At 60.3% G+C, this 24,664-nt stretch carries 17 protein-coding genes; 11 read left to right on the plus strand and 6 right to left on the minus strand.

The genetic code is table 11. The annotated features are described in order from the left end of the window. The first annotated feature begins 13 nt into the window (after positions 1-13). From pglX to brxL, 4 genes are read left to right on the plus strand one after another with little or no spacing between them, the layout of a single operon-like run. Entirely contained in the window at positions 14-3,589 is a 3,576-nt protein-coding gene (gene pglX / locus Q7V20_RS00280) for a BREX-1 system adenine-specific DNA-methyltransferase PglX (protein ID WP_304785962.1), read from the plus strand. A gap of 7 nt (positions 3,590-3,596) precedes the next feature. Then, entirely contained in the window at positions 3,597-4,130 is a 534-nt protein-coding gene (locus tag Q7V20_RS00285; RefSeq protein WP_304785964.1) for a DUF1016 N-terminal domain-containing protein, read from the plus strand. A gap of 10 nt (positions 4,131-4,140) precedes the next feature. Beyond that, positions 4,141-6,747, plus strand: coding sequence for a BREX-1 system phosphatase PglZ type A (gene pglZ, locus Q7V20_RS00290; protein WP_304785966.1), 2,607 nt, complete (start codon positions 4,141-4,143; stop codon positions 6,745-6,747). An 11-nt stretch (positions 6,748-6,758) separates the two neighbouring features. Then, positions 6,759-8,804: a protease Lon-related BREX system protein BrxL gene (gene brxL / locus Q7V20_RS00295; RefSeq protein WP_304785968.1), complete on the plus strand. Its 2,046-nt coding sequence runs from the start codon at positions 6,759-6,761 to the stop codon at positions 8,802-8,804. A gap of 61 nt (positions 8,805-8,865) precedes the next feature. On the opposite strand, the gene Q7V20_RS00300 is transcribed toward brxL, so the two are convergent. Beyond that, the gene (locus Q7V20_RS00300; protein WP_304785970.1) at positions 8,866-9,966 is read right to left on the minus strand and encodes an ImmA/IrrE family metallo-endopeptidase; all 1,101 of its coding nucleotides are present in this window, start codon (positions 9,964-9,966) and stop codon (positions 8,866-8,868) included. Beyond that, entirely contained in the window at positions 9,917-10,537 is a 621-nt protein-coding gene (locus tag Q7V20_RS00305) for a hypothetical protein (RefSeq protein WP_304785972.1), read from the minus strand. Before Q7V20_RS00305 ends, Q7V20_RS00300 begins: the two co-directional genes overlap by 50 nt. A 373-nt stretch (positions 10,538-10,910) precedes the next feature. On the opposite strand from Q7V20_RS00305, the gene imuA reads away from it, so the two are divergent. The 3 genes from imuA to Q7V20_RS00320 are packed head-to-tail and all read left to right on the plus strand — an operon-like array spanning position 10,911 to position 16,134. Continuing rightward, complete coding sequence (gene imuA / locus Q7V20_RS00310) at positions 10,911-11,741, plus strand: translesion DNA synthesis-associated protein ImuA (protein WP_304785974.1); 831 nt, start codon at positions 10,911-10,913, stop codon at positions 11,739-11,741. Beyond that, positions 11,683-13,023: a DNA polymerase Y family protein gene (locus Q7V20_RS00315; protein WP_304785976.1), complete on the plus strand. Its 1,341-nt coding sequence runs from the start codon at positions 11,683-11,685 to the stop codon at positions 13,021-13,023. Before imuA ends, Q7V20_RS00315 begins: the two co-directional genes overlap by 59 nt. 12 nt (positions 13,024-13,035) lie before the next feature. After that, on the plus strand, positions 13,036-16,134 hold the full coding sequence (locus Q7V20_RS00320; RefSeq protein ID WP_304785978.1) for an error-prone DNA polymerase: 3,099 nt from the start codon (positions 13,036-13,038) through the stop codon (positions 16,132-16,134). Between the two features lie 17 nt (positions 16,135-16,151). Here Q7V20_RS00320 and Q7V20_RS00325 read toward each other — a convergent pair whose 3' ends face one another. After that, positions 16,152-16,931 carry an SOS response-associated peptidase gene (locus Q7V20_RS00325; protein ID WP_304785980.1) on the minus strand — a complete coding sequence of 260 codons (780 nt, stop codon included), beginning with the start codon at positions 16,929-16,931 and terminating at the stop codon, positions 16,152-16,154. Between the two features lie 342 nt (positions 16,932-17,273). Between Q7V20_RS00325 and Q7V20_RS00330 the strand changes: the two genes are divergently transcribed. After that, complete coding sequence (locus tag Q7V20_RS00330) at positions 17,274-17,789, plus strand: hypothetical protein (protein ID WP_304785982.1); 516 nt, start codon at positions 17,274-17,276, stop codon at positions 17,787-17,789. On the opposite strand, the gene Q7V20_RS24295 is transcribed toward Q7V20_RS00330, so the two are convergent. Both Q7V20_RS24295 and Q7V20_RS00335 read right to left on the minus strand, forming a co-directional pair. Next, positions 17,744-18,136, minus strand: coding sequence for an HNH endonuclease (locus tag Q7V20_RS24295; RefSeq protein WP_370652370.1), 393 nt, complete (start codon positions 18,134-18,136; stop codon positions 17,744-17,746). The genes Q7V20_RS00330 and Q7V20_RS24295 overlap by 46 nt on opposite strands. A gap of 208 nt (positions 18,137-18,344) precedes the next feature. Next, on the minus strand, positions 18,345-18,626 hold the full coding sequence (locus Q7V20_RS00335) for a hypothetical protein (RefSeq protein ID WP_304785984.1): 282 nt from the start codon (positions 18,624-18,626) through the stop codon (positions 18,345-18,347). Positions 18,627-18,802: 176 nt separating this feature from the next. On the opposite strand from Q7V20_RS00335, the gene Q7V20_RS00340 reads away from it, so the two are divergent. Beyond that, the gene (locus tag Q7V20_RS00340) at positions 18,803-20,821 is read left to right on the plus strand and encodes a ParB/Srx family N-terminal domain-containing protein (RefSeq protein WP_304785986.1); all 2,019 of its coding nucleotides are present in this window, start codon (positions 18,803-18,805) and stop codon (positions 20,819-20,821) included. Positions 20,822-20,893: 72 nt separating this feature from the next. On the opposite strand, the gene Q7V20_RS00345 is transcribed toward Q7V20_RS00340, so the two are convergent. Continuing rightward, positions 20,894-22,072, minus strand: coding sequence for a phage integrase N-terminal domain-containing protein (locus Q7V20_RS00345; RefSeq protein WP_304785988.1), 1,179 nt, complete (start codon positions 22,070-22,072; stop codon positions 20,894-20,896). 1,239 nt (positions 22,073-23,311) lie between these two features. Between Q7V20_RS00345 and Q7V20_RS00350 the strand changes: the two genes are divergently transcribed. Next, a complete protein-coding gene (locus Q7V20_RS00350) occupies positions 23,312-24,355 on the plus strand; it encodes a PRTRC system protein D (protein WP_304786128.1) in 1,044 nt (347 codons plus the stop codon). Next, positions 24,352-24,630 carry a hypothetical protein gene (locus Q7V20_RS00355; protein WP_304785990.1) on the plus strand — a complete coding sequence of 93 codons (279 nt, stop codon included), beginning with the start codon at positions 24,352-24,354 and terminating at the stop codon, positions 24,628-24,630. Before Q7V20_RS00350 ends, Q7V20_RS00355 begins: the two co-directional genes overlap by 4 nt. Positions 24,631-24,664: the final 34 nt, after the last annotated feature.

Raw genomic sequence — 24,664 nt, forward strand, 5'->3', positions numbered from 1 at the left:
CGCGTAGAACCCCATGAACAAGACCAATCTGAAGCGTTACGCCCCGCAGGCCCGCAAGGACTTCATTGCCGCTGTAACAGCCCGTGCGCAATTGCTGGGCTTGAACGAGGTGGGCGGCACACCGCAGGCAGAACCTTGCACGGTGAACGGTGAGGTGGCCGTGATCGCAGGCCGCCCCTGGCCTGCCAGCGTGCAAGGCAAGCGTGAGCGCTTGTTCCAGCGCATGAAGCGCGATGGCTTTTCCGCAACGCTGGAGGCTGTGGCCTACACCTGGTTCAACCGCTTTGCAGCCCTGCGTTACATGGAGCTGCATGACTATCTTGGCCATGGCCGCCGGGTGCTGTCAAACCCCGAAGGGGGCTTGCCGGAGGCCTTGGCCTACGCGTTGGACTTGGCCGAGGCGGGTGACCTGCCAGGCCTGCGGCCAGACGCCGTGCGGCAATTCAAGCTGGACAACCAAGATAGCGAGCTGTTCCGCCGTGTGCTGGTGGCGCAATGCAATGCGCTGCATGGTGCCATGCCCTTCTTGTTTGAGCGCATTGACGACGACTCCGAGCTGCTGCTGCCCGACAACCTGCTGCGCAGCGACTCTGTCATTGCCAAGCTGGTGGATGAGATCCCCGAAGAAGACTGGGCCGAGGTCGAAATCATCGGCTGGCTGTACCAGTTCTACATCAGTGAGAAGAAGGACCAGGTCATCGGCAAGGTGGTCAAGTCAGAGGACATCCCCGCTGCCACGCAGCTTTTCACGCCCAACTGGATCGTGCAGTACCTGGTGCAAAACAGCGTGGGCCGCCTGTGGCTCATGGCCAACCCGCAAAGCACCTTGGCCGAAGAGTGGCCTTACTACATTACCCCTGCCGAGCAAACGCCTGAGGTGCAAGCCCAGCTTGATGCCCTCATCCAGACCCGAGTGCGTGAAGATGGCGATGTCCTCAACCCCGAATCCATCACCGTGCTGGACCCGGCCTGTGGCAGCGGCCACATCTTGGTGGTGGCCTATGACGTGCTCAAGGCCATCTACCTGGAGCGCGGCTACCAGCCCCGAGCTATCCCCCGCCTGATCCTGGAAAAGAACCTTTACGGCCTGGACATTGACGACCGCGCCGCCCAAATGGCCGGTTTTGCCCTGCTGATGAAAGCCCGTGCCGACGACCGCCGCCTGTTCACCGCCACGGACGATGCAGGCACCCTGCAGCCGCCCAAGCTCAATGTGCTGAGTCTGCAAGAGAGCAAAGGCCTGAGCGTGGACGAACTCGCCACCCACCTGGCTCCGTTCAGTGTGCAGCGCGCCACCATCACCGCGTTAGTGGACACCTTTGAGCACGCCAAAACATTTGGCTCTCTGATCCAGATTCCTTATGCGCTCAAGACGCATCTGGCGTTGTTGCCTGAGGTGCTGGCCTTGGTGAAGCAAAGTGGGGAGTTGTATGCCACTGCTGCGGCGGATGATTTGCTGCCGTTGGTGCAGCAGGCGAACGTGCTGGCGATGCAGTTTGATGCGGTGGTGGCGAATCCGCCCTATATGGGCATTCGTTACTATGCCAATGTGTTGAAGGAATATATAGAGACCAACTACGCTAACGAAAAAGGTGACCTTTATACGGCCTTCATGGCGAGAAACACTAGATTTCTCAAAGGACTAGGACTTGTCGCAATGTTGACAATACCCAATTGGATGTTTTTGTCTTCGTTTCAGTCGCTGCGAGATTGGCTGACAAACTCCATTGGAATTGATTCTCTTTGCCACAACGGCCGAGGTGTTTTTGGGTCCGACTTCGGAAGCTGTGCGTTCGTACTCTTCAAGGGCGCTTCGTCTGGATTAATTGGGTCATTCAAGAAATTATTCGACAAGCAGGGCAGTATCGCAGTCAACGATGAACTTTCTCAAAGATTCTTCTCATGTAATCCATACATGCGAGCAACTGTAGATTTCCGAAAAGTTCCTGGTAGTCCGATTGCCTATTGGCTCAGCGAAGAAGCCATCTCAGCATTCGCGGTAGATGTAAAGATTGGCCAAGTTGCCATACCCAGAAAGGGCATGGCAACGGGGGATAACAATAAATATGTGCGAATTTGGAGCGAGCTAAATATTGAAAAAATCGGCCTCGGAATGTCGAGAGATGAAGCAAAGGTATCAAATAAAAAATGGTTTCCGTACGCTAACGGGGGTGGGTTTAGAAAGTGGTACGGCATGATTGAGGATGTCGTTCTTTGGGAAAACGACGGCCATGTTCTTCAGAATGCAAAGCACACAAATGGCCTAATTCGTGCGGTGGGATTGAATCTGGATTACATATTCAAGGAAGGTGTAACTTGGTCACCCATTACATCTGCCCAGTTTTCATCTAGGCTGCTTCCTGTAGGTTGTCTGTTTAGTTCAGCATCAAACACCCTTTTTCCCACGGCAATAGATAGCCGTGCCCTTATGGGTCAGGCAAACAGTTCGGTTTTTGAGTATTTTTCAAAGATCATCAATCCAACTCTGAATTTAAATACAGGGGATATTGCAAATATTCCAATAGTTTCGAATGCTGTGCTTTGTGAAGAAATCATTCCAATAGTCGACTGTTTAGTTGATGACCATAAGCGAGACTGGGATTCATTTGAAGGATCTTTTTATTTTGTCGGCGACCCCCTGATAGAACTAGCGGAGTCCAATGGGCTATTGGGCTCATGTTGGGAGCAAGTCTCCGCTAAGCGAGTTGCTGCACGGTTCAGAAGCGCGGACAACGAAGCATCTATAAACAGCCTACTAATTGAACACTTCGGGTTTGCAGAGGAGCTGTCTGCGAAAGTCCCCGAAGATCAAATTACGCTTGCTCGTGCAGACCGCGAAAAAGACTGCCAGCGCCTGATCTCCTACGCCATCGGCTGCATGATGGGGCGCTACAGCTTGGATGAGCCCGGCCTGATCTATGCCCACGCGGGCAACGTCGGCTTCGAGCCTGGCCGTTATGTCACCTTTCCCGCAGATGCCGACGCCATCGTCCCTTTCACCGACGAACTCTGGTTTGCCGACGACGCCTGCAGCCGCATCCGCGAATTCCAGCTCGCCGTTTGGGGGCCAGATACTTTGGAAGAAAACATGGCCTGGCTGGCCGAGAGCCTGGGCACCAAAGCGTCTGAGACCCCAGACGAAACCATCCGCCGCTACCTCGCCGACAAGTTCTTCAAAGACCACGTGCAAACCTATAAGAAGCGCCCCATCTACTGGCTCTTCAGCAGCGGCAAACAAGGTGCCTTCCAGGCCTTGGTCTATTTGCACCGCTACCATGAGGGCACACTCGCCCGCCTGCGCGCCGAATACGTCGTGCCCCTCACCGGCAAGATCCAAAGCCGCATCGAGATGCTGCAAAAAGACGCGCTCGCTGCCAGCAGCACCGCCGCCCGCAACAAGCTGGCCAAGGAAGTGGAAAAGCTCAAGAAGAAGCACGTAGAGCTACTGGCCTACGATGAGCAGCTGCGCCACTACGCTGACATGCGCATCACCCTGGATCTGGATGATGGGGTGAAGGTGAACTATGGCAAGTTCGGGGATTTGCTGGAGGGGGTGAAGGTGGTGGCTGGAGGGGCTGGTGATGACTGAACCAAGCATGACGAACCTTCGGGCTCTTCCGCCCGCTGTGTTGGCTGACTACCAGGACTGGCTCAAGGCCATCAAGCAAAAGATCCTTGCCACCCGGATGAAGGTGGCCTTGGCCGCCAATGGTGAGTTGATCGCGCTGTACTACGAAATTGGGGCGCAAATTGTGGATCGGGAGTCGCTGGCGCAATGGGGCAGCGGGTTCATTGACGCATTCAGTCAGGACCTGAGGGCAGCCTTCCCTGAGATCGGTGGTTTTTCATCCAAGAACCTGCGGTATTGCCGCGCCTTCTTCCGCTTCTACTGTGATCCTGCAATTTGGCAACAGGCTGTTGCCAAATTGCGAGATACACCGTGGGCAGGCACTGAACCCGAACTGTCTGCCTTGCTGGCGAAAATGCCCTGGGGGCACAACATCCAGATCTTCGCCAAGTGCGCCAGCGTGGCCGAGGCCCGTTTTTACATGGAGCAAACGCTTGAGCAAGGCTTCAGCGCATTCCATCAATCCTTGATGCCGCTGTGCATAAACCGCCCCATTGATTGACGTCCCATTCATGAATCTACAACGCCTCACAGAAAGCCTCTCTGCCAGTTTCGCCAGTCAGCGAGTTGTGTTTTGGCACGACCCGGATGCAGAGTTTGCCGCCCAGTTAGACCAGCTGGAGTTAGGCCATGTTCGGGTGCTCAAGCTGGACCATGAGTCGGCACTGCGAATCAAGATGCAGCTTGAAGCTGACGTTGGACAAGCTTGGCTGATCTACAGCAACAAAGAGCAGCCCTTGCCAGAGTCTGATTGGTTGCTCGACGTTCGCCTGCGCAGCAAAAACTTTCGCGCTGACAGTGCTTCCATGTTGCTGGAAGACCTGGGCCTGACCACACTGTCGTTGTTGCCGCATTTGAAGCTGCGCAGCAAGTTCTTGCGGGCCAAAGATCGCGTTGAGCGCCTCAAGCGTCTGGCCATGCCGGGCGATGACGCCGAGGCCTTGGACCGCAAGATGATGGCGGTGCTATTGCGCACTGATGAGTCCGATGCCTTGGCCCTGGCCATGCGCTTGCTGCACGGTTTGTGGGTGCCCGGTGAGGCCACCTTGGTGGAAGAGCCAAAGGCCTGGCAAGAGATCGTCAACCATGAGCTTCAGGATGCCTTCTGGGTGCTGATGCAGCTGAACCTTGGGTATGCGACTGAATCGCCGTCTCTGCAAGATCTGCTGATCCGCATACTGGCGACCGACTTTGTGCGCGGCTTGAACGTGCCGTGCCCTGCAGCCTTGGCGCACCTGGTTCTGCCCAACAAGGTGTTGGCTGCGAATGCCTCAGTGCTGGCCGCTCGCTGGCGCAGTGATTTGAGCCTTCACAAGTCGTATGCCGACGTGTCTGCCGCAGTTGCAGAAACCTTGAACCTGATGGGCCTCTTGAGCGCCTTCCAGCCGGAAGACCTGGCAGATACGGTGACTTTCTCCGTGATCGAGCAACGCATTTTGGGCGTGCTCAAGCAACGCATCATTGGGCAGGGCGGGGCGGTGCTGGCCAGTTTGCGGCCCTTGGTGGCGCGTCGCCGTGATGGGCCTTGGGTCAACCCGCTGATGGCTGGTGCCAGTGAGCAGACCCGAGCCCTCACGGCCTGTTATGAGGCCCTGGAGGCCGCCGCCGAGTTCATGGCCCTCAAAGAGGAGCATGCAGCAGGCCTGAGCTTTGTCGATGCGAACGACGCCGTGGCCCGCTACTGCAGCCAGCTTTACCTCTTTGATCAGCGCTACCGGCGTTTCCACCGCGCTGCTTGCCTGGTCGAGCCCAGTGGTTGGGCGGTGTTGCATGAGCTCAAGACGGTGGTCGAGGATGCTTATGCCGGATGGTTCATGCCGCAGCTGTCGTCTGCATGGGGCAAGGTCATCGAGGGCGATGCGGGGCAGCTGAATCTGTCGATGCTGAGTGCTTTTCCAAAGCAACAGAACTTCTTCCAAGACAAGGTTGTCAGCGCCCAGAAGGGCGGCGTGAAGCGTGTCTTTGTATTGATCTCGGATGCCTTTCGATACGAGGCTGCCGAAGAGCTGGTTCGCGAAATCAACAGCACCAACCGCCTCAAGGCGCAGTTGGATGCCATGTTGGGCGTGCTGCCAAGCTACACCTCACTGGGCATGGCAGCTTTGTTGCCGCACGAAACGCTGGCCTACAAGGCAGACGGTGCTGTGTTGGCAGATGCCTTGCCTACTGCCACCTTGGAGGCTCGAAGCACGGTGCTGAGCCATCATGGTGGCTTGGCTGTCAAGGCAGACGACCTGCTGTCCTTGGGTAAAGAAAAAGGCCGTGAGCTGGTCAAAGAGCATCAGCTTGTTTACGTGTATCACGACCGCATCGACATGCTGGGTGACAAGCAGGCATCTGAAGGGCAAACCTTCGATGCCGTGGCAGACACCATTGTTGAGTTGCAGTCCATCGTCAGCCACATTGTCAACAATTTGAATGGCTCGTTGGTGCTCTTGACGGCAGACCATGGTTTCATCTACCAAGAGTCGGCCCTTGATGGCGCAGACAAGGCGGCCCTGGGCGAGAAGCCAGACGGCACGGTGATCGCTAAAAAGCGTTACCTCCTGGGTCGCAATCTGCCCAGCAATGCCAAGGCATGGCAAGGCAACACGGGCATCACCGCCGGGACCGATGCAGGTGAAGGCAGCATGGACTTCTGGTTGCCCAAGGGCACCATGCGCTTTCATTTCGCAGGCGGTGCCCGGTTTGTGCACGGCAGCGCCATGCCCCAAGAGGTGATCGTGCCCCTGGTCACCATCCGGTCCAGTGAGGCTGCAACGGCCCGAACGCGCTCGGTGGGTGTCAGCTTGCTGGGCTCATCCAACAAGGTGGTCACGAACACCCAGCGCTTCGAGTTCATCCAGGCCGAGGCTGTCTCCGCTCGTGTCCAGGCACGCAGTGTGTTGGTGTCTTTGCGTGATGGCCAAGAGTTGATCAGCGACGAGCAAGCCTTAACCTTGGACAGCACGTCCACCAGCATGAACGATTGGGTCAAGTCGGTTGTCCTGACCGTTCGCTCAGGCAACTATGACCGCATGCGTGACTACTACCTGGTGGTGCGTGAGGCCCTGCCACCCAATGTGGAGGTGCTGCGTGCGCCTTTCCGCATTGACTTGGCATTCACCAATGACTTTTGATGAGGGCCGACATGACTGATCAAACCCATACCGCTGAGCCTTCTGATGTGGACACCCTCCTGAACCGGTACTTTGCCGGGAAGGTGGTGCGCAAGGACTTGACCAAGCTCATCAAAGAGGGCGCCAATGTGCCCGTGTACGTGCTGGAGTACCTGCTGGGCATGTACTGCGCGTCTGATGACGAAGCCACGATCCAGGCCGGACTGACCAACGTCAAACGCATCCTGGCCGAGAACTATGTGCGCCCGGATGAGGCCGAGAAGGTCAAGTCCAAGATCCGCGAGAGTGGCAGCTACAAGGTCATCGACAAGATCACCGTCAAGCTCAACGAGAAGCGCGACGTGTACGAGGCGCTGCTGTCCAACCTGGGTGTCAAAAGCGCCGAGATATCCGACCGCATCGTGCGCCAGTTTGAGAAGCTGTTGGTGGGCGGTATTTGGTGCATCGTGACGCTGCGCTACTCGTTTGAGGAGAACCAGAAGGGTTCGCCCTTCATCGTTGAAGACCTCAAGCCCATCCAGATGCCGAACATGGACATGCAGGCTCTGTTTGAGGGGCGCAAGCAGTTCACGGATGAACAGTGGATCGACGCTTTGATCCGCTCGACCGGCATGGAGCCATCGGCCTTCAAAACACGCGTGAAATGGCACCTGCTGGCCCGCATGATTCCCCTGGTGGAGAACAACTACAACTTCTGCGAATTGGGCCCGCGTGGTACGGGCAAGAGCCACATCTACAAGGAAATCAGCCCCAACAGCATCCTGGTTTCAGGTGGGCAGACCACGGTGGCCAACCTGTTCTACAACATGGCTGCCCGCAAGGTGGGCTTGGTGGGCCTGTGGGACTGCGTGGCTTTTGACGAAGTGGCAGGCATCAACTTCAAGGATCAGGACGGTGTCCAGATCATGAAGGACTACATGGCGTCGGGCTCATTCAGCCGAGGGCGTGAATCGATCAACGCCAATGCGTCCATGGTGTTCGTCGGCAACTTGCCGCAAGGCCAGACGGTTGAGACCTTGGTGAAGACCAGTCACCTGTTCAGCCCGTTCCCTGACGTCATGATCGACTCCGCGTTCTTCGATCGCTTCCATGCCTATGTGCCTGGCTGGGAGATCCCGAAAATGCGGCCGGAGTTCTTCACCAACCAGTTCGGCCTGATCGTGGACTACCTGGCCGAGGCCCTGCGTGAAATGCGCAAGACGAGCTTTGCCGATGCCATCGACAAGTTCTTCAAGTTAGGCAACAACCTGAATCAGCGTGACACCATCGCTGTGCGCCGCACGGTGTCTGGCCTGCTCAAACTTTTGTGCCCCCATGGTGAGTACAACAAGGACCAGGTGCGAACCTGCCTTGAGTACGCGCTGGAGACTCGCCGCCGGGTGAAGGAGCAGCTCAAGAAGATCGGCGGCATGGAGTTCTACGACGTGCATTTCTCCTACATCGACTTGGAGGACATGCAGGAACGCTTCATTTCGGTCCTTGAGCAAAATGGGGGTGGGTTGATCCCCGAAGGGCGTTTGCAGCCCGGCGTGTTGCACACCATTGCGATGGGCGATGGCGGCATGCCAGGCGTGTACCGCATGGAAATCCAAGCCATGGCGGGTGGCGGCAAGTTGTCGGTATCAGGCGCACTGGCACGAGAGCCTGTGCGTGTGGCGTTTGACTACTTCAAGGCGAATGCCTCCCGGGTCAGTGCATCGATCCATCCCACCGAGAAGGACTATCACGTCCATTTGGTGGAGCTTCAGAGTGCTGGCGCGCCCGAGGGCTTGACCCTGGCCAGTTGCATTGCGCTGTGTTCTGCTGCGCTTGGGCGGCCACTGCAGAGCCAGATGGCGGTGATGGGCGACATGAGCCTGGGTGGCACCGTCACTCAGGCTCGCAACTTGGCTGAGAGCCTGCAAGTGGCGTTTGACGCTGGCGCCAAGAGGATCTTGCTGCCGATGTCCAGCGTGACCGACATTCCGTCGGTGCCTGGCGAACTGTTCGCAAAGTTCCAGACAAGCTTTTATTCGGATCCTGTAGATGCGGTGTTCAAGGCGCTGGGGGTGGAATGAACCATGTCGTTGGTTCTCAACACGGCTGTGCGCCGCAGCGCAGGAACCGTGTCAACCACGCTCAGTTCACGAGTCTGAGTCCGGTGCGTGTTTGTAAGCCATACATTTGCGCCACTTCTTCATAGTGCAGCGCAAGGACGTGCTCAAGATCTTGCTGCGTGTATCCCAACTCCTCAGTGAGGTGTTGGACGAGGGCAGGAAACACCGTCGGCCGCTCACGCTCAAAGGCGACTTCGGGAGGCTCCTGCATGCGATACCCAAGAGCAGACATTTGACGCCAGAGATAGTCTGACTTGTAGTGATCGATTGCACCGATGGTTTTGGCACGCACCAATAGTGCCGCCATCGACACACGCCAGACCTTTTTCAGTTGCGCCGCACGCTCAATGGAAATGTCGCGTAGATGCGGCATGACGTCCCCACTCGGCATCAGCAAAGCTGAGGCGAACTGGTTCGCCTGATCCTCCATCTCAGGGTGGGGGATTGAGTGCATGACGATATGGCCCAACTCGTGAGCCAGGCTGAAGCGTTGTCTGTCAGCCGGCGCTCGATTGTTCAGAAAAATGATCGGCGGCAAGCCTGGTATGCGGTAACTAACGCCATCGATCTGCGCTTCAGCCATGTCGAGCGGTACAACGATGCAGCCGGAGCGTTCCACATAGTCCATCAATGATTTGATCGGACCATTCGGGATGTACCAGGCACGACGGACATGCTCAGCGACTTCCTCCGCCCCTCCATCGAAATCATCTATGTCGTATTGAGGGATGGGGAGTTCAGGTTCGATCTCGACGGCCTTTAAGAAGGCACGAAGGTGTGCAATTCGTACGTTCAGCTCGGCAATGAATCGACTCAGGACTTTGACCCCGACAGCTGCTCGTTTTCGAAACATTGGGTGGGCGCTGATAGGGGCACCGTACTCACGTTCCTTCTGGAAGAAAAACGCAACAGGGCAGCGCAATGCATCAGCAAGTGCTGCCTGTTGGCTCTCTGTCGCCTCTCTAAGGCCATCCTCCAGTTTGGACAGGATGGATTGCGAGAGACCAGAAGCGGTAGCCAGCTCTGCCTGACTCATGCCAAGCATTCGCCGACGCAAATGAACGAGGTCCGACCTAAACTGCGTCGCCACCTCGCTTGGGTTGATCTTGTTGAGCTGTGCCATGGGACTTCTTGTTGGTTTTGATGATTCGGTCTGCTGCAGTACCGCTGCGTTCCTGGCCCGACATCGGTACCAGGTTGGACTGCGTGAGTTCGGTGTCGCCTAGCAGCGGTAGCAACCACATGATTTTATTTTGGTGACGCTGGGTCAAGCAGATGTCTTGTATGGCCGTCCCAAGCGCATTCAATGTGTAGATCACTTCTAGACGGGCTATTCCGCCAAAGAGATCGACTGACTGATCGTGAAAAGCAATTGCAGACTTTGTCGGATAGTTACTTGATCGAAAATTCATCCGAGCGTACTTGGGCCGCACAAAGACTCTGTTTTGGATGACTAATCCCAGGTTGCCATGGACCGTATCGACCCGAACGTCAGATAAGCCTTCGGTCTCTTGCTTGGCCCAATAAATGATCTGATTGCTCATGAACTGAGCTCGGAAGCTTTTTGTCTGCATCTGAGCGCCGTAAGGACTGGTGCTCCAGTCTTCCCACGCCAAGTGGATGCAACGACGTAAGAGCGCCGCGTGGTGAGACCCAAAGATTTCGGAAGCGTCGCGGTCTTGAAAGGTGATCATGGCAGTAGAGATTGTCAGGTCCCGGTTTCCGGAAGTGTAGCTCAGCCACAAACGCTTGCGCAAATTATTCTAAAAATTATTCACTTGCCAAGCACTGTCTGCGACCAGTTCCTAAAGTGACATGTCATTTGGCGTCATCGGCCTCAGTGGGTCGATCCTTGCGTGGGCGCGCAAGGCTAGCAAGCAGGTAGGGCTTTCCTTCTTACACATGGAAGCTCTGACGGCTGTCCTCAATTCAGAAGGTTTCAGACGAGGTAGCTTCATCTCGTGAAAACCTGCCTCAATTCCAGGTCGGCGATGGTCAGATGCTCGACATGGGCCGTTTGGACGTGATACTGTATATAAATACAGTTACCAGCGGACCCAGCATCTCATGTTTGCCGACCTCGACTGGCAGGACCCAGCGCCCAGCCAGACCCTTTCAACCGCCAAAGCGACGCTGCCGCCCGGCGAACTGCCGCCAGAAGTCGCCGCAGCGCTGTGGCGGGGCAATGAACTGGGCTCCAGCGTCACACAGGTGGTATCAACGGGCTGGGCCGAGCTGGACAAGGAACTGCCAGGCGGCGGCTGGCCCTGCCACGCGATCACAGAGGTTTTGCAGCCTCAGCCTTCCATTGCCGAGTGGCGCCTGTTGATGCCTGCCCTCAAGGCCATCGTGGCCGCCAACAAGATGGTGGTGATCGTGGGCCCGGCCAAGCACCCGCACCTCCCTGGCCTGCGCCGCATGGGCCTGGATGAGCGCAACCTGGTGTGGATCCAGGCGGATACCCCGGCTCAGCGCCTGTGGGTGACGGAGCAATTGGTCAAGAGCAACGCCTGCGGGGCCCTGATCGCCTGGCTGCCCCAGGCCCGCCAGGAACAGATTCGCCGCCTGCAGATCTGTTCGCAGATTTGCGATGGCCCGGTGTTCCTTTGCCGCCCGGCAGCGGCCCAGCACGAGGCCTCGGCTGCGCCGCTGCGGGTGGAACTGCGCCTGGATCTCGATTGGGCCCTGCGCCTGCACGTTTTGAAGCGCAGGGGGCCCGTCCATGAGGGGGCCCTGCGGCTCCCTTCGATCCCGGGCGGCCTGGAGTCGATCATCACCCCTCGGCTGGCCCAGCCGAGCGTTCTCATTTCATCGCGCCAAGAGCGCCAGGCGATCCCGGATGTTGTGGGTGGCACTGCTTCTCGACAGCCCTTGCCGCGACGCATCGCTGCGCATTGAGGCGGCTTCGGGACTGGCCGCGTGGGCGCTTCAATTCAGCCCCCGCGTCGCCATCACTGAACCGCTGTCAGCGTCGCCCGCCGTCGTCATGGAAGTGGCCGCCAGCGTGCGGCTGTTCGGTGGCAAGCGCAAGCTGGCCGAACGCGTGCGGCAGGAAAGCGCCGATCTGGGCATCACGCAGTTGGCCTGGTCGCCCACCAGCCTGGCGTCGGTCGCGCTGGCACGGGGTGGCGTGTCCAACGGCTTTGCCAAACCGCTTGAACAATTGCTGGACCGCCTGCCCATCCAGACGTTGAGCGCGGTGGCCGCCCACCAGCAGACGCTGGCCCGCCTGGGTTGCCAGACCCTGGGCCAGGTGCGCGCGCTGCCACGCGGCGGTTTGAGCCGCCGGTTCGACGCGCAGTTGCTGGCTGCCCTGGACCAGGCCTACGGGTTGCGGCCCGAGGTCCACGAATGGGTCACCTTGCCGGACACGTTTTGTGGGCGGCTCGAACTGATGAACCGGGTGGACCATGCGCCCGCCCTGTTGTTCGCAGCGCGCCGCTTGCTCGTTCAGATGTCCGGGTGGCTGGCTGCGCGGCAGTGCGGTGTCAGCGCCTTCACCTTGCGATGGCGCCACGACTCGCTGTGGGCCAGGGCGCCCGGCGATGGCGGCGAACTGACCATCCGCACAGCCCAGCCCACGCGCGACATCGAGCACCTGACCCGGCTGCTGGCCGAGCACCTGGCCAAGGTGGACCTGGGAGCGCCCGTTGGCGACATCGCCCTGGAGGCGGTGGAGGTCCACCACTTTGAGGACCAGAACCTGTCCTTGCTGCCCGATGCCAACCAGACCGGTGAAAGCCTGGCCCTGGTGCTGGAGCGCATCGCTGCACGGCTCGGGCCGGAGCGGGTGCTGCGGCCCCGCGTGGTCGAGGACCACCGTGGCGAATGGATGTGCCAATGGCAAACGTGCGAGCAGGCCCTTCCGGGCGCGCAGCGGAGAACGCTGGGCCGCCTGGTAGACATCCCGCAGCCGACCTTCATGCTGCCCGAGCCGCTGCGCCTGGCCACGCGAGGGCACCGGCCTTTGTACCAGGGCGAGTTGCAGTTGCTGGCCGGTCCGCACCGCGTCGAAGGCGGTTGGTGGGACCGCATGGAAGAGGAGGGCCAGGCCAGCACGCGCAACGTCATGCGCGACTACTGGGTGGCGCTCAATGAGCATTCGGGGCTGCTGTGGATCTTCCAGACCCGCCTGGCCGATGACGAGACCGCGTGGTTCCTGCATGGGCACTTCGCCTGAACCGGAACAGCCATGGCCACCATCCCACCGTACGCAGAACTGCGTTGCGTTTCCAGCTTCTCCTTTCTGCAGGGCGCCAGCCGACCGGAAGAGTTGGTCGAACGCGCCAAGCAACTGGGTTACCACGCGCTGGCCCTGACCGATGACTGCAGCATGTCGGGCATGGTGCGGGCGCACGTGGCGGCCAAGGAGAACGGCCTCACCTTGCTGGTGGGCAGCCAGTTCCAGGTTTCCTGCGCATTCCCCCTTTCTCTGACGGTCCTGGCGTGCAACCTCAACGGCTACGGCAACCTCTGCCAGTTCATCACCAAGTTGCGGCGTTCATCGGACAAGGGCTCCTACCACCTGGACGTCGCCGACATCTCGGGCAGCGAACTGCTGGACTGCGTGGTGATTGCATCGCCGCAGCGCATGTCAACGCCGCCCCAACTGGAGCAGGCAGCCCGCTGGGTCTTGACGCACTTTCTGGGGCGCTGCTGGTTGGGGGTGGACTTGTTGCGGCTGCTGGACGACGAGATGTGGCTGTACCGGCTGCGCCAGGTCAGTGAACACACCGCCATCCCGCTGGTGGCCACGGGTGATGTGCATTTCCACGTCAGATCGCGCAAGCCTTTGCAGGACGTGATGACGGCCACGCGTGTGGGCAAGCCGCTCACCGAATGTGGCCTGGAGCTCCAGCCCAACGCCGAGCGGCATTTGCGAACCCGCCTGCGTCTGGCCCAGACTTATCCTGCGGACCTTCTTGCCGAAACCCTGCATGTGGCCGCGCGTTGCCAGTTCTCGCTGGACGAGTTGAAATACCAGTACCCCGACGAGGTGGTGCCGCAGGGTGAGACGGCGGCGAGCTACCTGCGTCGCATCACCTACGAAGGGGCGGGCAGGCGCTGGCCCGAGGGGCTGCCGGCCAAGGTCCAGCTTCAGATCGAGCACGAGCTTGAACTCATCACCGAACTGAAGTACGAGCATTACTTCCTCACCGTCGCCGACATCGTTGAATTCGCCCGCTCGCGCCACATCCTGTGCCAGGGGCGTGGGTCGGCCGCCAACAGCGTGGTCTGCTACTGCGTGGGCGTCACGGAGGTGGACCCGGCCCGCATGAGCGTGCTCTTTGAGCGCTTCATTTCGCGCGAGCGCAACGAGCCGCCCGACATCGACATCGATTTCGAGCACGAGCGCCGCGAGGAGGTGCTGCAGTACCTGTACCGCAAGTACGGCCGGGAGCGCGCGGCCATCACCGGGGTCATCATCTCTTACCGCCCCAAGTCCGCGATCCGCGATGTGGGCAAGGCCCTGGGCTTCGATGCGGATGTGATCGACCAACTGGCCAAGAGCCACAAATGGTTCGACGGACGCGATGTGCAGGAGGAGCGTGTGCGCGAGTTGGGCCTGTCGCCCGATGACCTTCAGGTGCAGCAACTCATGGTGTTGACCACCCAGTTGCTGGGTTTCCCTCGCCACCTGTCGCAGCACACGGGCGGCTTCGTCTTGACCAAGGGGCCCTTGTCCCGGATGGTGCCCATCGAGAACGCGGCCATGGCCGACCGCACCGTCGTGCAGTGGGACAAGGACGACCTCGACGCGGTTGGGCTCCTGAAGGTGGACTGCCTGGCGCTGGGCATGCTGACGGCCATCCGCAAGTCGCTGGAGTTCATCGGCCTGCGCAAGGGCTACCGCTTCGAGATGCAGGACATCCCTGCCGAAGACGTGGCCACCTACGACATGATCTGCAAGGCCGAGACCGTGGGGGTGTTCCAGATCGAGAGCCGCGCGCAGATGACCATGCTGCCTCGCCTGCGTCCCCGCTGCTTCTATGACCTCGTGGTCGAGGTCGCCCTGGTGCGGCCCGGGCCGATCACGGGCGGGATGGTTCATCCCTACCTGCAACGCCGACAGGGCCTGGAGCCCGTGGTGTACCCGAGTGAGGCGCTCAAGGAGGCGCTGGAGCGGACCTTGGGCGTGCCGATTTTTCAGGAGCAGGTGATGCAGATCAGCATCCTGGCGGCGGGGTTCACACCGGGTGAGGCCGATGGCCTGAGGCGCGCCATGGCCGCCTGGAAACGCAAGGGTGGCCTGGAGCGCTACTACGACAAGATCGTCGATGGGATGACGGCGCGGGGCTATGAAAAGGCATTTGCCGAGGCCATCTTCGAGCAGATCAAGGGCTTTGGCGAGTACGGCTTTCCGGAGTCGCACGCCGCTTCGTTCGCCCTGCTGGTCTACGCCAGTTGCTGGATCAAATGCCATCACCCTGCCGAGTTCCTGGCCGCGATGTTGAACTCGCAACCCCTGGGCTTTTACAGCCCGAGCCAGCTTGTGCAGGATGCCAAGCGCCATGGGGTCGAGGTGCGGCCCGCCGACGTGATGCACAGCGATGTCGATTGCACCCTGGAAGACATCGACCACCAGCCCGCTGTGAGGCTGGGGCTGCGGTTGCTGATCGGCTTGCGCGGGGACGCGGCGGTGCGCATCGTGGCGGAGCGAGCCGAGAGGGTGTTCGACAGCGCCGAGGATCTGGCCCGGCGCGCCGGACTGGAGCAGCACGAGATGCGCCTGCTGGCGGGGGCCGATGCCTTGATGAGCCTCAGCGGGCATCGGCGTCAGCAAGTCTGGGATGCCTCCGCGCTGCGCTCGACACCTGCCTTGTTGCGGGATGCGCCCGTCGATGAGGAGTTTCTCGAACTGCCCGAAGCGCCCGAGGGTGAGGAGATCGTGTTCGACTTTGCGGCGACCGGGCTGACCCTGCGTCGGCATCCCCTGGCCTTGCTGCGGCCCATCCTGGCCAAGCAGCGCCTGCTCACCGCTGCGCAACTCCAGGACTGCCCCAATGGCAGGTTGGTCAGGTGCTGCGGCCTGGTGACCTTGCGCCAACAGCCTGAGACGGCCAATGGCGTGATCTTCGTATCGTTGGAGGATGAGACCGGTGTCGTGCAGGTCATCTGCTGGCGCAGCATCAAAGAAGCCCAGCGCAAGGAGCTTTTGGAGTCCCGGCTGCTGGCCGTGTACGGCACCTGGCAATCAGAAGGCGGCGTGCAAAGCCTGGTGGCGGGCAAGTTGCTGGACTTGACTCACTTGCTGGGGCGCCTGAACACCCAGTCGCGGGACTTCCACTGATGGCAGGAGTCGGACGGTCAGAAAAGCGATCCTTGATCGGGCGGGGCCTGCTTCGTCTCCGGCTCGGCCGTTGCTCGTTGCTGTTTGGCGCGCAGCAGTTCGTCGGTAAGCCGTGCGTCCGACTGGTCAAACACATCGGCCGACGTGGGCTTGATCAAGGCGACGGCTTCAGCCTCAGAGCCATGTAGCCAAGTATCCCAATCCGCCTTGTCAATGTGAACAACGGCCCGCTTGTCTTGCTTGTCGGGTGGAAGAACCTCTCCGGTTTTCGGATCTTTTTCAGGCCTGTGCAGGCGAGCAAGGAGCGGGTGGCCATCGCAGTTGCACGTGATCATTGTGTAGTTGGCAACCAACTCTCCGGTGTTCGGGTCGGTCCACTCGGACCACAACCCTGCAAGAGCCCAGGGTTGGCCATCTGCACGGCGCATCTTCCACCAGATGTTCTTGCCGGTCTCCCAGTTGGGTTCTTGGTACCAGGCTGCCACGATGAGACATCGCTGCGCCTTGCGCCATGCGCCCATGTAGGTAACCCGCCGCTTGATGTCTTCAATGCGCGCGTTGTTGGTAAGGATGGCCCGCGAGGCAGGGCGGCGCGTCGGACTGTCTGGCTGGATCATTCCCCACTGGCCCAGGCGACCAACCAGCCTGGTGGTGTCAGGGTTCTTTCCCGGTCGCACGAAAAGACCGGTTTGAAAGGGCCCGACCGTAGTCGCCTCATAGTCCTCCAGGTCCAGTCCGATCTGGCCGAGAAATCGCTCGGCTTCACCTTTGGAAGTCATTGAGTAGAGATTGCACATGCTAAGGGACCTTTTGCTGCTCGTCTAAGCGGCGCCTGGCCTGCCAAATCCAATCGCCCCAGGCCAGGAAAAGGTCAAAACTTGGTCAGGAATGATGCCTGATCCGGGCGGCTAAGGCCAGCGACGCTCCTGCCGCTGGTTGCTGCCCGCAAACAGCGTGAGAGAGCCATCCGCATCCGATGCCGACGCGTTGCTGCACTCGCTGACTTGGTGCATTGTCTGGCAAAGCTTTGTCGTCAGCTTGACCGGATCGCCGACCTTCGCCGTGGGGCGGCGGTGGGGTTGCAACGGCATGAAGTTGAGGTGAGATGAGTGATCGGCTCAACTCAGGAGGATCAAAGTATGACCATCAGATTCACGGATGCTGACGGCTTTGACCGTGGCGCACAAGGTGCTGACCTGGCAGTTGTGCTTGTCTCCAGGCAGGATATCGAATCCTTGCGGATAGGAAGCACAGTGGAGCGGCTGATGCTGTTCAGCGACTGTGCCAAGCATGTTCACCAATTCGCAGGGCGCGTCGTCATCCAGGTCGATGGTTATGACGATGACCCTCGGGCATTGGTCTCGATCCCGGAGGTCAAACGCTTCTTTCGGGCTGTGGACGGGCATTGGAGCTATTGGCTGCACTTCCTGATTCCGGAGGTGAGCCAAATCCAACTGATCCTCCTCATGTTGGTGGATGTGAAGGAAGAGACGGTGCAGAACGGCCGCATCGGTTTCTCGCTCACAAGCCCTCAACAACTGGACGAGCAGATACAGCGCTTGCTGACCGCGATGGAGACCCTTCACGACGCCTTCAAGGTGCCCCGGGCTCACGCCGAACTGATGATTGCCGCCGTGGTACGCGCGATGGGTTGACCGGCATGGGATCCGACCCAAGGGAGCCATTTTCCCTGGGCGCACCGCCGCCTGACGGCCATTTTGTAGATCGATGGGTCAGGGGCGTTTGCACTGCGGCCTCTGTGGCGACGGCTGTTGCATATCCAGCATGCGGCCACGACATTGCATGCGACATCTCGGCCTCCATCGCATCTGGCAACCAGGTGTTCGGCCGTCGAACGGTGATGGCGGGCCTGGGCCAGGGTAAGCCGACAGCGCTGGGCGAACGCCTTCGGATCAGCTTCCCACATGGGATGGTCGCAATAGTGGCAACGACCATTCTGGCGCGAAAAAGCGGACCGGCGAAGTTGGGCAAGTTTGCTCATACAGGGACCTTTAGGTGAGTAAAGCCCCTGTCGGGAAGTCCATCCCAGAGCAGGCACCGGCGCGTCACGCTGACCGGCGATGCGCTCACGTGCGTGAAGCGCGGTTCGATGTGGAATCGAAGCGCCCTTAGTCTAGCGCGGGTTGCTCCGCGCTTGCAAACATTCTTGGCGCGGGGCAGGCCGAAGCTAAAGCCCGCTGTCCTTGCCGTCAAACATCGCCAAAGCGAACCTCATGCTCGCCCAGGAGTTCGCCGCTTGGCGTGCGCAAGCTCAGCCGCAGAACATGCACATCCGGCTCGTTCTGAAACGGCCCTGAAGGGTCGAACCAGCGGTATTTAAGGTAGACCGCGCGGCCATCCACTGCGCCGGTCCATTCGCCCAAAACGGCGGATGCCGGACCAGTGTTCTTCAGTTCCTTCAAACCGTATCGGATGACAAAGTCATTCAAGGCGGCGTCGGACTGGATCTTGTTGAAATCCTCAAGGAGCATGGCGTGGTTGATCGACTTCTAGCTAAGGGGGTAGCGCGGGCATGCTACCTCGTTCAAGTCATCCTATCGCATGACCTGTTCCAGACGCGAGACCGACTTGCACGAGCCAGAGCCGGTGAGATCCTGAATGCATGGACAAGCACATGGCCTGTCCCTCAACCACACAGGAGCCACCCATGAAATTCAGCAAAGCAGAAATCGATGCCCTGATCGCGGCATCCCCACGCACCACGGCACCGTTGAGCAAGCTGGTGCTGTCCACCACCTACCAGGTCCGGTCGGGCGGTAGCACGTCGAAGATGAGCATCGCCGAACTGGCCGCATCCATCCTGGACTGCGGCGTGTTGCAGAACCTGATCGTCGTCAAAGGGCCCAGGGGCACTTTGGAGGTGTGCGCAGGAGGTCGGCGCCTGGAGTCGCTGACCTTGCTGCTCAGTACAGGCCAGATCCCCGACAACTACCCTGTGCCCATTCTGATCGTGGCCGCCGACAAGGCCTTGATGGCCAGCCTGTCGGAAAACCTGCACCACGTGCCCATGCACCCCGCCGACGAGTTCCTGGCCTTCTCCCGCCTGCTGGACGAGGGCAAGTCGCCCGAGACGGTGGCCGCTGCCTTCGGCGTGACGCCGCTGGTGGTCAAGCGCAGGATGAAGCTGGCCACTGTGGCCCCGACCCTGATGGCATTGTTTCGGGAAGACCAGATCAGCCTGGAATGCCTGATGGTGCTGGCCTCGGTGGATGACCATGAACGGCAAGAGAAGGCCTGGATCGGCTTGCCCCAATGGAACCGCCGCCCCGACTACCTGCGACAACTGCTGACCGGCGGCGAAATCGAATCCGACCGGGACCCCGTGGCCAAGTACGTGACGCTCAAAGCCTACGAGAAGGCGGGCGGTGCCACGCGGCGCGACTTGTTCAGCGAGGATGACAAGAAGGCCTACCTGCTGGACGCGACCTTGCTGGAAAAGCTCGCCACCGACAAGTTGCAGAAAAAGGCCAAGCAGGTGGCCTCGGAAGGCTGGAAATGGGTGGACGTGCGGCCACGTTACTCACGCGACGAATATCTCAACCACGGTGAGTTGCGCAAGACCCGGCGCGAACCCGATGAGCCGGAGGCCGCGACCTTGGCAGACCTGGAAGCCAACATGGCCGCATTGCAAACACGCATGGACGCCCTGGAAGACGATGAAGGGGAGGGCAGCGAAGAAGCCTATGACGACCTTGAGCGCGAAATCTCGGCCTTGCAGGTACAAGTCAAGGCCATCGAGGACGAACTCAGTGTTTGGCCCGGCGACTTGATGGGCAAGGCCGGATGCGTGGTCCATGTGGGCCAGAACGGTGCCGTTGCCGTGAAGTACGGGCTGATCCGACCCGACGACCGCAGCGACATGGCACAGGCCGCGCGGCAGGCGGGCGATGGCGGGCAAGCCGACATGGTTTCCTTGCCATCCCCCAAGACTCGGCCTGTTCACTCCGACAAACTGATGCGCCGCCTGACCGCGCACCGGGTGGCTGCCGTGCAAGCCGAGTTGATCGCTCGCCCGGATGTGGCGCTGGTGGCGATCACGGCCCAACTGGCGCAAAAGCTGTTCCTGAACCACGACTACCGCTGTCACCAGCAGGACCCCGTCCTGGCCATCACGGCCACGGGCAGCCAGTCTGATTTGCGAGCCGCTGCCGATGACATCGAAACCAGTCCGGCGTGGCTGCGGATGGATGCCGAGCGCCGCACCTGGGCTGACAAGCTCCCGCAAGACCTGGATGCCATGTTCCCCTGGCTGTTGGCGCAAGACCAGGCCACGGTGCTGCAACTGCTGACCTTTGCCGTTGCCTCGACGGTCACGGGCATCTACGGTGTGGAGCCTGCGACCCAAAGGACGGATGCCCTGGCGCTGGCGCTTGGCCTGGACATGCGCCGTTGGTGGACAGCCAGTGGCCCTTCGTACCTGAACCATGTGTCCAAGGCGCGCCTTTTGGAGGTGGTGACCGAGGCGGTGGACATCAATGCCGCAGCGCCACTGGCGGCGCTCAAGAAGGACGCCGCAGTGAGCGGGGCCGAGCAGGCCATGGCCGGTGCTGGCTGGTTACCGATGTGCTTGCGCACGGGTGCCTCCTCGAAGCCGACTGGCGATGACGGTGGCGCTGGTCGTGTAGAGGCAACCAATGCTGATGCGGTGGTTGAACTGGCGGTGTGAGCCTGGGCGTTTCGTGAAACAGCCTACAAGGTGGCGCAGGGTCATGGCCTTGCGCCACTGCGGCCATGTCTTTCAGCCCGATGTGTGGACAGGCTCGCCATCAGCATGGCCGTCAAGGTCGGGCGGGTCTTTCCGAGGGCGGACGGCCCCTAAATACGCGCCAGCCGCGCGGGCCCTCGCATGGCCAGCGAGGTGGGCCACGGCCTGCCGCGCAGCCCGATCAAGCTCGGGTGCCACAGTGCCCTCCCCGCGAACCGGGGGCGGGCCACCGGCCAGGGCCTGATAGTGCCCGATCAGCACTTCGTGCCGCAGCCCGTGCGCGGTGACCCCCAACTCGCGAACCGTGATGCCGAACTTCGCCACCACGTAGTCAAAGCGCCTGAGGTTCTTGCGCAGGTCATGGGCTGGATCACCCATGTGTGCATCCTGGCTGGACACCACGCCCTGTGCAAATTCAACCGCCAGGACCCTGCTTGGGCGGTCCAGCGGGATGTAGCGCACCCGTCCCCCTTTGCCCTTGACCCAGGCATACCGATCCGCTTCCTGCTCATCGGGCGACAGGCCGGTGGCCTCAAACGGCACGATGCTCTCGAAGGGCCTGAACAGCACCGATTCCTTGCGCCGCAGCCCCATCGCGTGGATCAGCCGCAGCGATGCACCCACATGGCGGTCGTGCTCGCACACCTGATCGATCAGAGCGTCGATGTCCACCCCTTGCGCCGACCAACTCTTGTCCCGGCTGGCGTATTCATGCCGCTGGTATTCGTCCAGGCTCAAGCCATAGTGATCTGGTGCCCGAACGAAGCCATGCTTGCCCATCCACATGGCCAGCCCGCGCAGAAAACTCAGGTAGGTCTGGATCGTGGCCGGTGCCAGGTGCTCTTGCTGCCAGACCTGCACCATGGCCTGGATGTGCTTTTGCCCCAGGTTGCGCGGGTCGGGCACGGTCTTGAACCCGGCCTTGGCCTTCAGCTCACTAAAGAAGCGCCGCAAGAACTGGGCACGCTCCTGACGTGTCTTGTGCGAGACGGTTTTGGCCAGCGAGGTGTGCAGGGTGTTGAACAGTTCGATCAACACCTCCAGCACCTTCAAGGGCGGTGTCTGGCCTGCGGGGTAGCGAGCCAGGATCTCCTGGGGTGTCTTGCCCGCCCAGCTTTGCCGTCGCGTGGGCTGATGCTGGCTTGAGCGCCCGGGGCTGGAGGGTTCCTGAATCCTGCGCCTGGAAGGTCGAGGGGTGGATGGCTCAGACATGATGTGAATTCCATGGTCAGGTGCCCGCTGCCCGAACAGCGGGTTGGGGTTGTACGAACATGCGCACGAAGGTGTGCGTGAAAGTGGAATCCCATTGAGATCGCCGATGGCACGGATTCCGTCGCCCTATCGGCTCGTGGTCAAAGATTCAGCGCGCCACGCGACCACGACGAGTGCTGCGCCTACCCAAAAGGTTTGCCGGTCGGTGTGCCTGCTGTGAAGCATCGACACCGGCCCGCTCGGTCTGTCTTAAAAACGAAATGGTTGATCCGGCCCACTTGTGCATTTCTGCAGCCATGGGGTTGGTGATGCCAAGGTGCCTCAGGGGCATGAGTGGCATCGGCGCGCAGGTCTGGCCTGACGCGTTTGTGGTGGATCAGTTCTGGATTCGGAGCGCCATCCACTCGCATGGGTCCACCCCTGACCGAAAGTCCAGGGCGGTGTCGAGTTCATGAGCGAGGTCGCACGGGGAGCCTAAAAAGGCAAACACAACCGTGCGGTGCGCCAAGGCGCGTGCTCAAGGGATGACGGGAACAGCGGTGCGGCATCGGGTGCCGACTGCGTGCTCGAAGACCATGGCGCGTTTCAGGAACGCCCAGCGCGAACGCTGGCCAGGCCACTGGTGCATGCACTGCGAAACAATCCTCACGGCCACCACCTCAAGGGGCGATGGCAGATCCGGCTCAAAAGGCCGGAGCTTGAAGGGCAGGTAACGACTGCGACGCCTTTTGCTCCATCAGGAGCAGGGCCAGGACGGCCCTCGGGAATCTGTAGTTGACGCCGATGGCAAAACCAGGTCAAGGCAGGCCGCCGCAATCGCCCCGGATCGTGGGGCCATGCGGGTGGCGAATGTGGGTGTCGGGACGCACCCTTGAGCCGTGCTTATTTACCGATAGGGCCGTAGAGCCAGGCTGCATGCGGGCTTGACAGCAGATCGGCTTGCCTCTGGTTCCCATCCGGTCGATTGCAGAGCGAATTGGAGGTGCGCGTTGAGTGCAGGGCGGCTTGGCGCCAGGGGTTGACGGGTGTCATTCGAATGAGAACGTGGTGACACACGCAAGGCCCCAAGCTCATCCCGGCGACCTCCAGCGCCAATTCAATGTCAGTGCAGCGCAAGTTGGCTGACATCGTGTTGGCCTGATGACGAAATCGAGTCATTTGAGCGGGGATTTTGCGTGGCGAGATCGCGTTGGCATGTCGATGCTGATCACCCCTGAAACCTTGTTTTGGAGTCTCATCATGGAATTGATCGTCAGAGCGGTGGATGTCGGATCGGGCAACACCAAGTTCGTCACGGCAGCAACGGGCACAGACATCCGTTGCGCCAGCTTCCAGTCCGTCGCCTACCCCAGCAGCGATGCTGTGCCAGCGTTGCCCGCGAGCGAGCGCCGCCAAACGGTGTGCATCCCTGTCGGGCCTCTGTTCTACGAGGTCGGCCCTGATGTCGGCCTTGCAGCAGATACCTTCCGCGCCAGGCAACTGCATGATGCGTACACAGAGTCGCCGGAGTACCTGGCACTGCTGCGCGGTGCGTTGAGCATGATGAAGCTGCGTCACATCGATCTGCTCGTTGTTGGCTTGCCCGTCTCACACTTCGCGGCCAAGAAGACCGCATTGGAAAAGCTCATGGTGGGCACCCACGATGTGGGTGGTGGAAGGACGGTGACGGTCGGCAAGGCACTCGCCGTGGCGCAGCCCCAGGGCGCCTTGGTTCATTACGCTTCCGAGCACAAGAGAATGGCCACCATCGGCAACGAGCAAAGCCTGATCATCGATCCGGGTTCGCGAACTTTCGACTGGATCGTGGCCCGGGGGATGCGCATGGTGCAAAAGCAAAGCCACTCCCTCAACCGAGGCATGTCGGATGTGTTTCGCTTGCTCGCCCGTGACATCACGAAGAGCATTGGCACGCCATACAACGACTACGACGTCATTGACCGGGCTCTGCGTACCGGCAAGTCGCCGGTGATCTATCAGAAGGCCTACGACATGAGCCGCCATTTGCCCTTGGCCGAATCGGTTGCTGCGCAGGCGGTGTCGTCCATGAGGGAGTGGATCGAATCACCGCACAGCCTGCAGAACATCATCCTGGTCGGGGGCGGGGCGTTCCTGTTTAGAAAGGCGGTCAAGGCGGCGTTCCCACTGCACAAGATCCATGAAGTGAAGGAGCCGATGTTCGCCAATGTGCGGGGGTTTCAGCTCGCCGGGCAGAACTATGCGCGCACTGTGATGCAGGCATCGCGTTCGGACCAGGGTGGGGCCGAGGCGGGAGGTGCTGAATGAGCGCCGATGCCAAAGTGCCGGGTGAGCCGATTCGTCTGGTGTTTGAGCTGACCCGGGCTGATCACCCCAGGCTTTTCGATGACCTGATTCGATTCCCGAAGGGAACCAAGCGGATCAATCGCTTGAGGGTGTTGGCCTACGATGGTTTGCTGGTTCAGGGTGGACAGTTTGTTGCGGCAGGACAGCCTGGGTCGATCAGTCATGTACGGAGCGGTGCCGATGAAGTCAACGGTGTCATGACGAATGATTTGTTCGTTCCATCGCTGAGTGAATGAGGTTCGCGACGTGCTGGGCCGATTGAAGTTTGAT

Origin of the sequence: Aquabacterium sp. (assembly GCF_030652515.1) — a bacterium.
In the GTDB taxonomy this organism is placed as follows: domain Bacteria; phylum Pseudomonadota; class Gammaproteobacteria; order Burkholderiales; family Burkholderiaceae_C; genus Aquabacterium.

Coding starts and splice junctions, on each gene's coding strand:
- imuA (WP_304785974.1), top strand. CDS start 10,911: ATGTTTGCCGACCTCGACTGGCAGGACCCAGCGCCCAGCCAGACCCTT.
- Q7V20_RS00320 (WP_304785978.1), top strand. CDS start 13,036: ATGGCCACCATCCCACCGTACGCAGAACTGCGTTGCGTTTCCAGCTTC.
- Q7V20_RS00335 (WP_304785984.1), bottom strand. CDS start 18,626: ATGCTCCTTGAGGATTTCAACAAGATCCAGTCCGACGCCGCCTTGAAT.
- Q7V20_RS24295 (WP_370652370.1), bottom strand. CDS start 18,136: ATGAGCAAACTTGCCCAACTTCGCCGGTCCGCTTTTTCGCGCCAGAAT.
- Q7V20_RS00355 (WP_304785990.1), top strand. CDS start 24,352: ATGAGCGCCGATGCCAAAGTGCCGGGTGAGCCGATTCGTCTGGTGTTT.
- Q7V20_RS00325 (WP_304785980.1), bottom strand. CDS start 16,931: ATGTGCAATCTCTACTCAATGACTTCCAAAGGTGAAGCCGAGCGATTT.
- Q7V20_RS00330 (WP_304785982.1), top strand. CDS start 17,274: ATGACCATCAGATTCACGGATGCTGACGGCTTTGACCGTGGCGCACAA.
- brxL (WP_304785968.1), top strand. CDS start 6,759: ATGACTGATCAAACCCATACCGCTGAGCCTTCTGATGTGGACACCCTC.
- pglX (WP_304785962.1), top strand. CDS start 14: ATGAACAAGACCAATCTGAAGCGTTACGCCCCGCAGGCCCGCAAGGAC.
- Q7V20_RS00345 (WP_304785988.1), bottom strand. CDS start 22,072: ATGTCTGAGCCATCCACCCCTCGACCTTCCAGGCGCAGGATTCAGGAA.
- Q7V20_RS00350 (WP_304786128.1), top strand. CDS start 23,312: ATGGAATTGATCGTCAGAGCGGTGGATGTCGGATCGGGCAACACCAAG.
- Q7V20_RS00305 (WP_304785972.1), bottom strand. CDS start 10,537: ATGATCACCTTTCAAGACCGCGACGCTTCCGAAATCTTTGGGTCTCAC.
- pglZ (WP_304785966.1), top strand. CDS start 4,141: ATGAATCTACAACGCCTCACAGAAAGCCTCTCTGCCAGTTTCGCCAGT.
- Q7V20_RS00285 (WP_304785964.1), top strand. CDS start 3,597: ATGACGAACCTTCGGGCTCTTCCGCCCGCTGTGTTGGCTGACTACCAG.
- Q7V20_RS00315 (WP_304785976.1), top strand. CDS start 11,683: ATGTTGTGGGTGGCACTGCTTCTCGACAGCCCTTGCCGCGACGCATCG.
- Q7V20_RS00300 (WP_304785970.1), bottom strand. CDS start 9,966: ATGGCACAGCTCAACAAGATCAACCCAAGCGAGGTGGCGACGCAGTTT.
- Q7V20_RS00340 (WP_304785986.1), top strand. CDS start 18,803: ATGAAATTCAGCAAAGCAGAAATCGATGCCCTGATCGCGGCATCCCCA.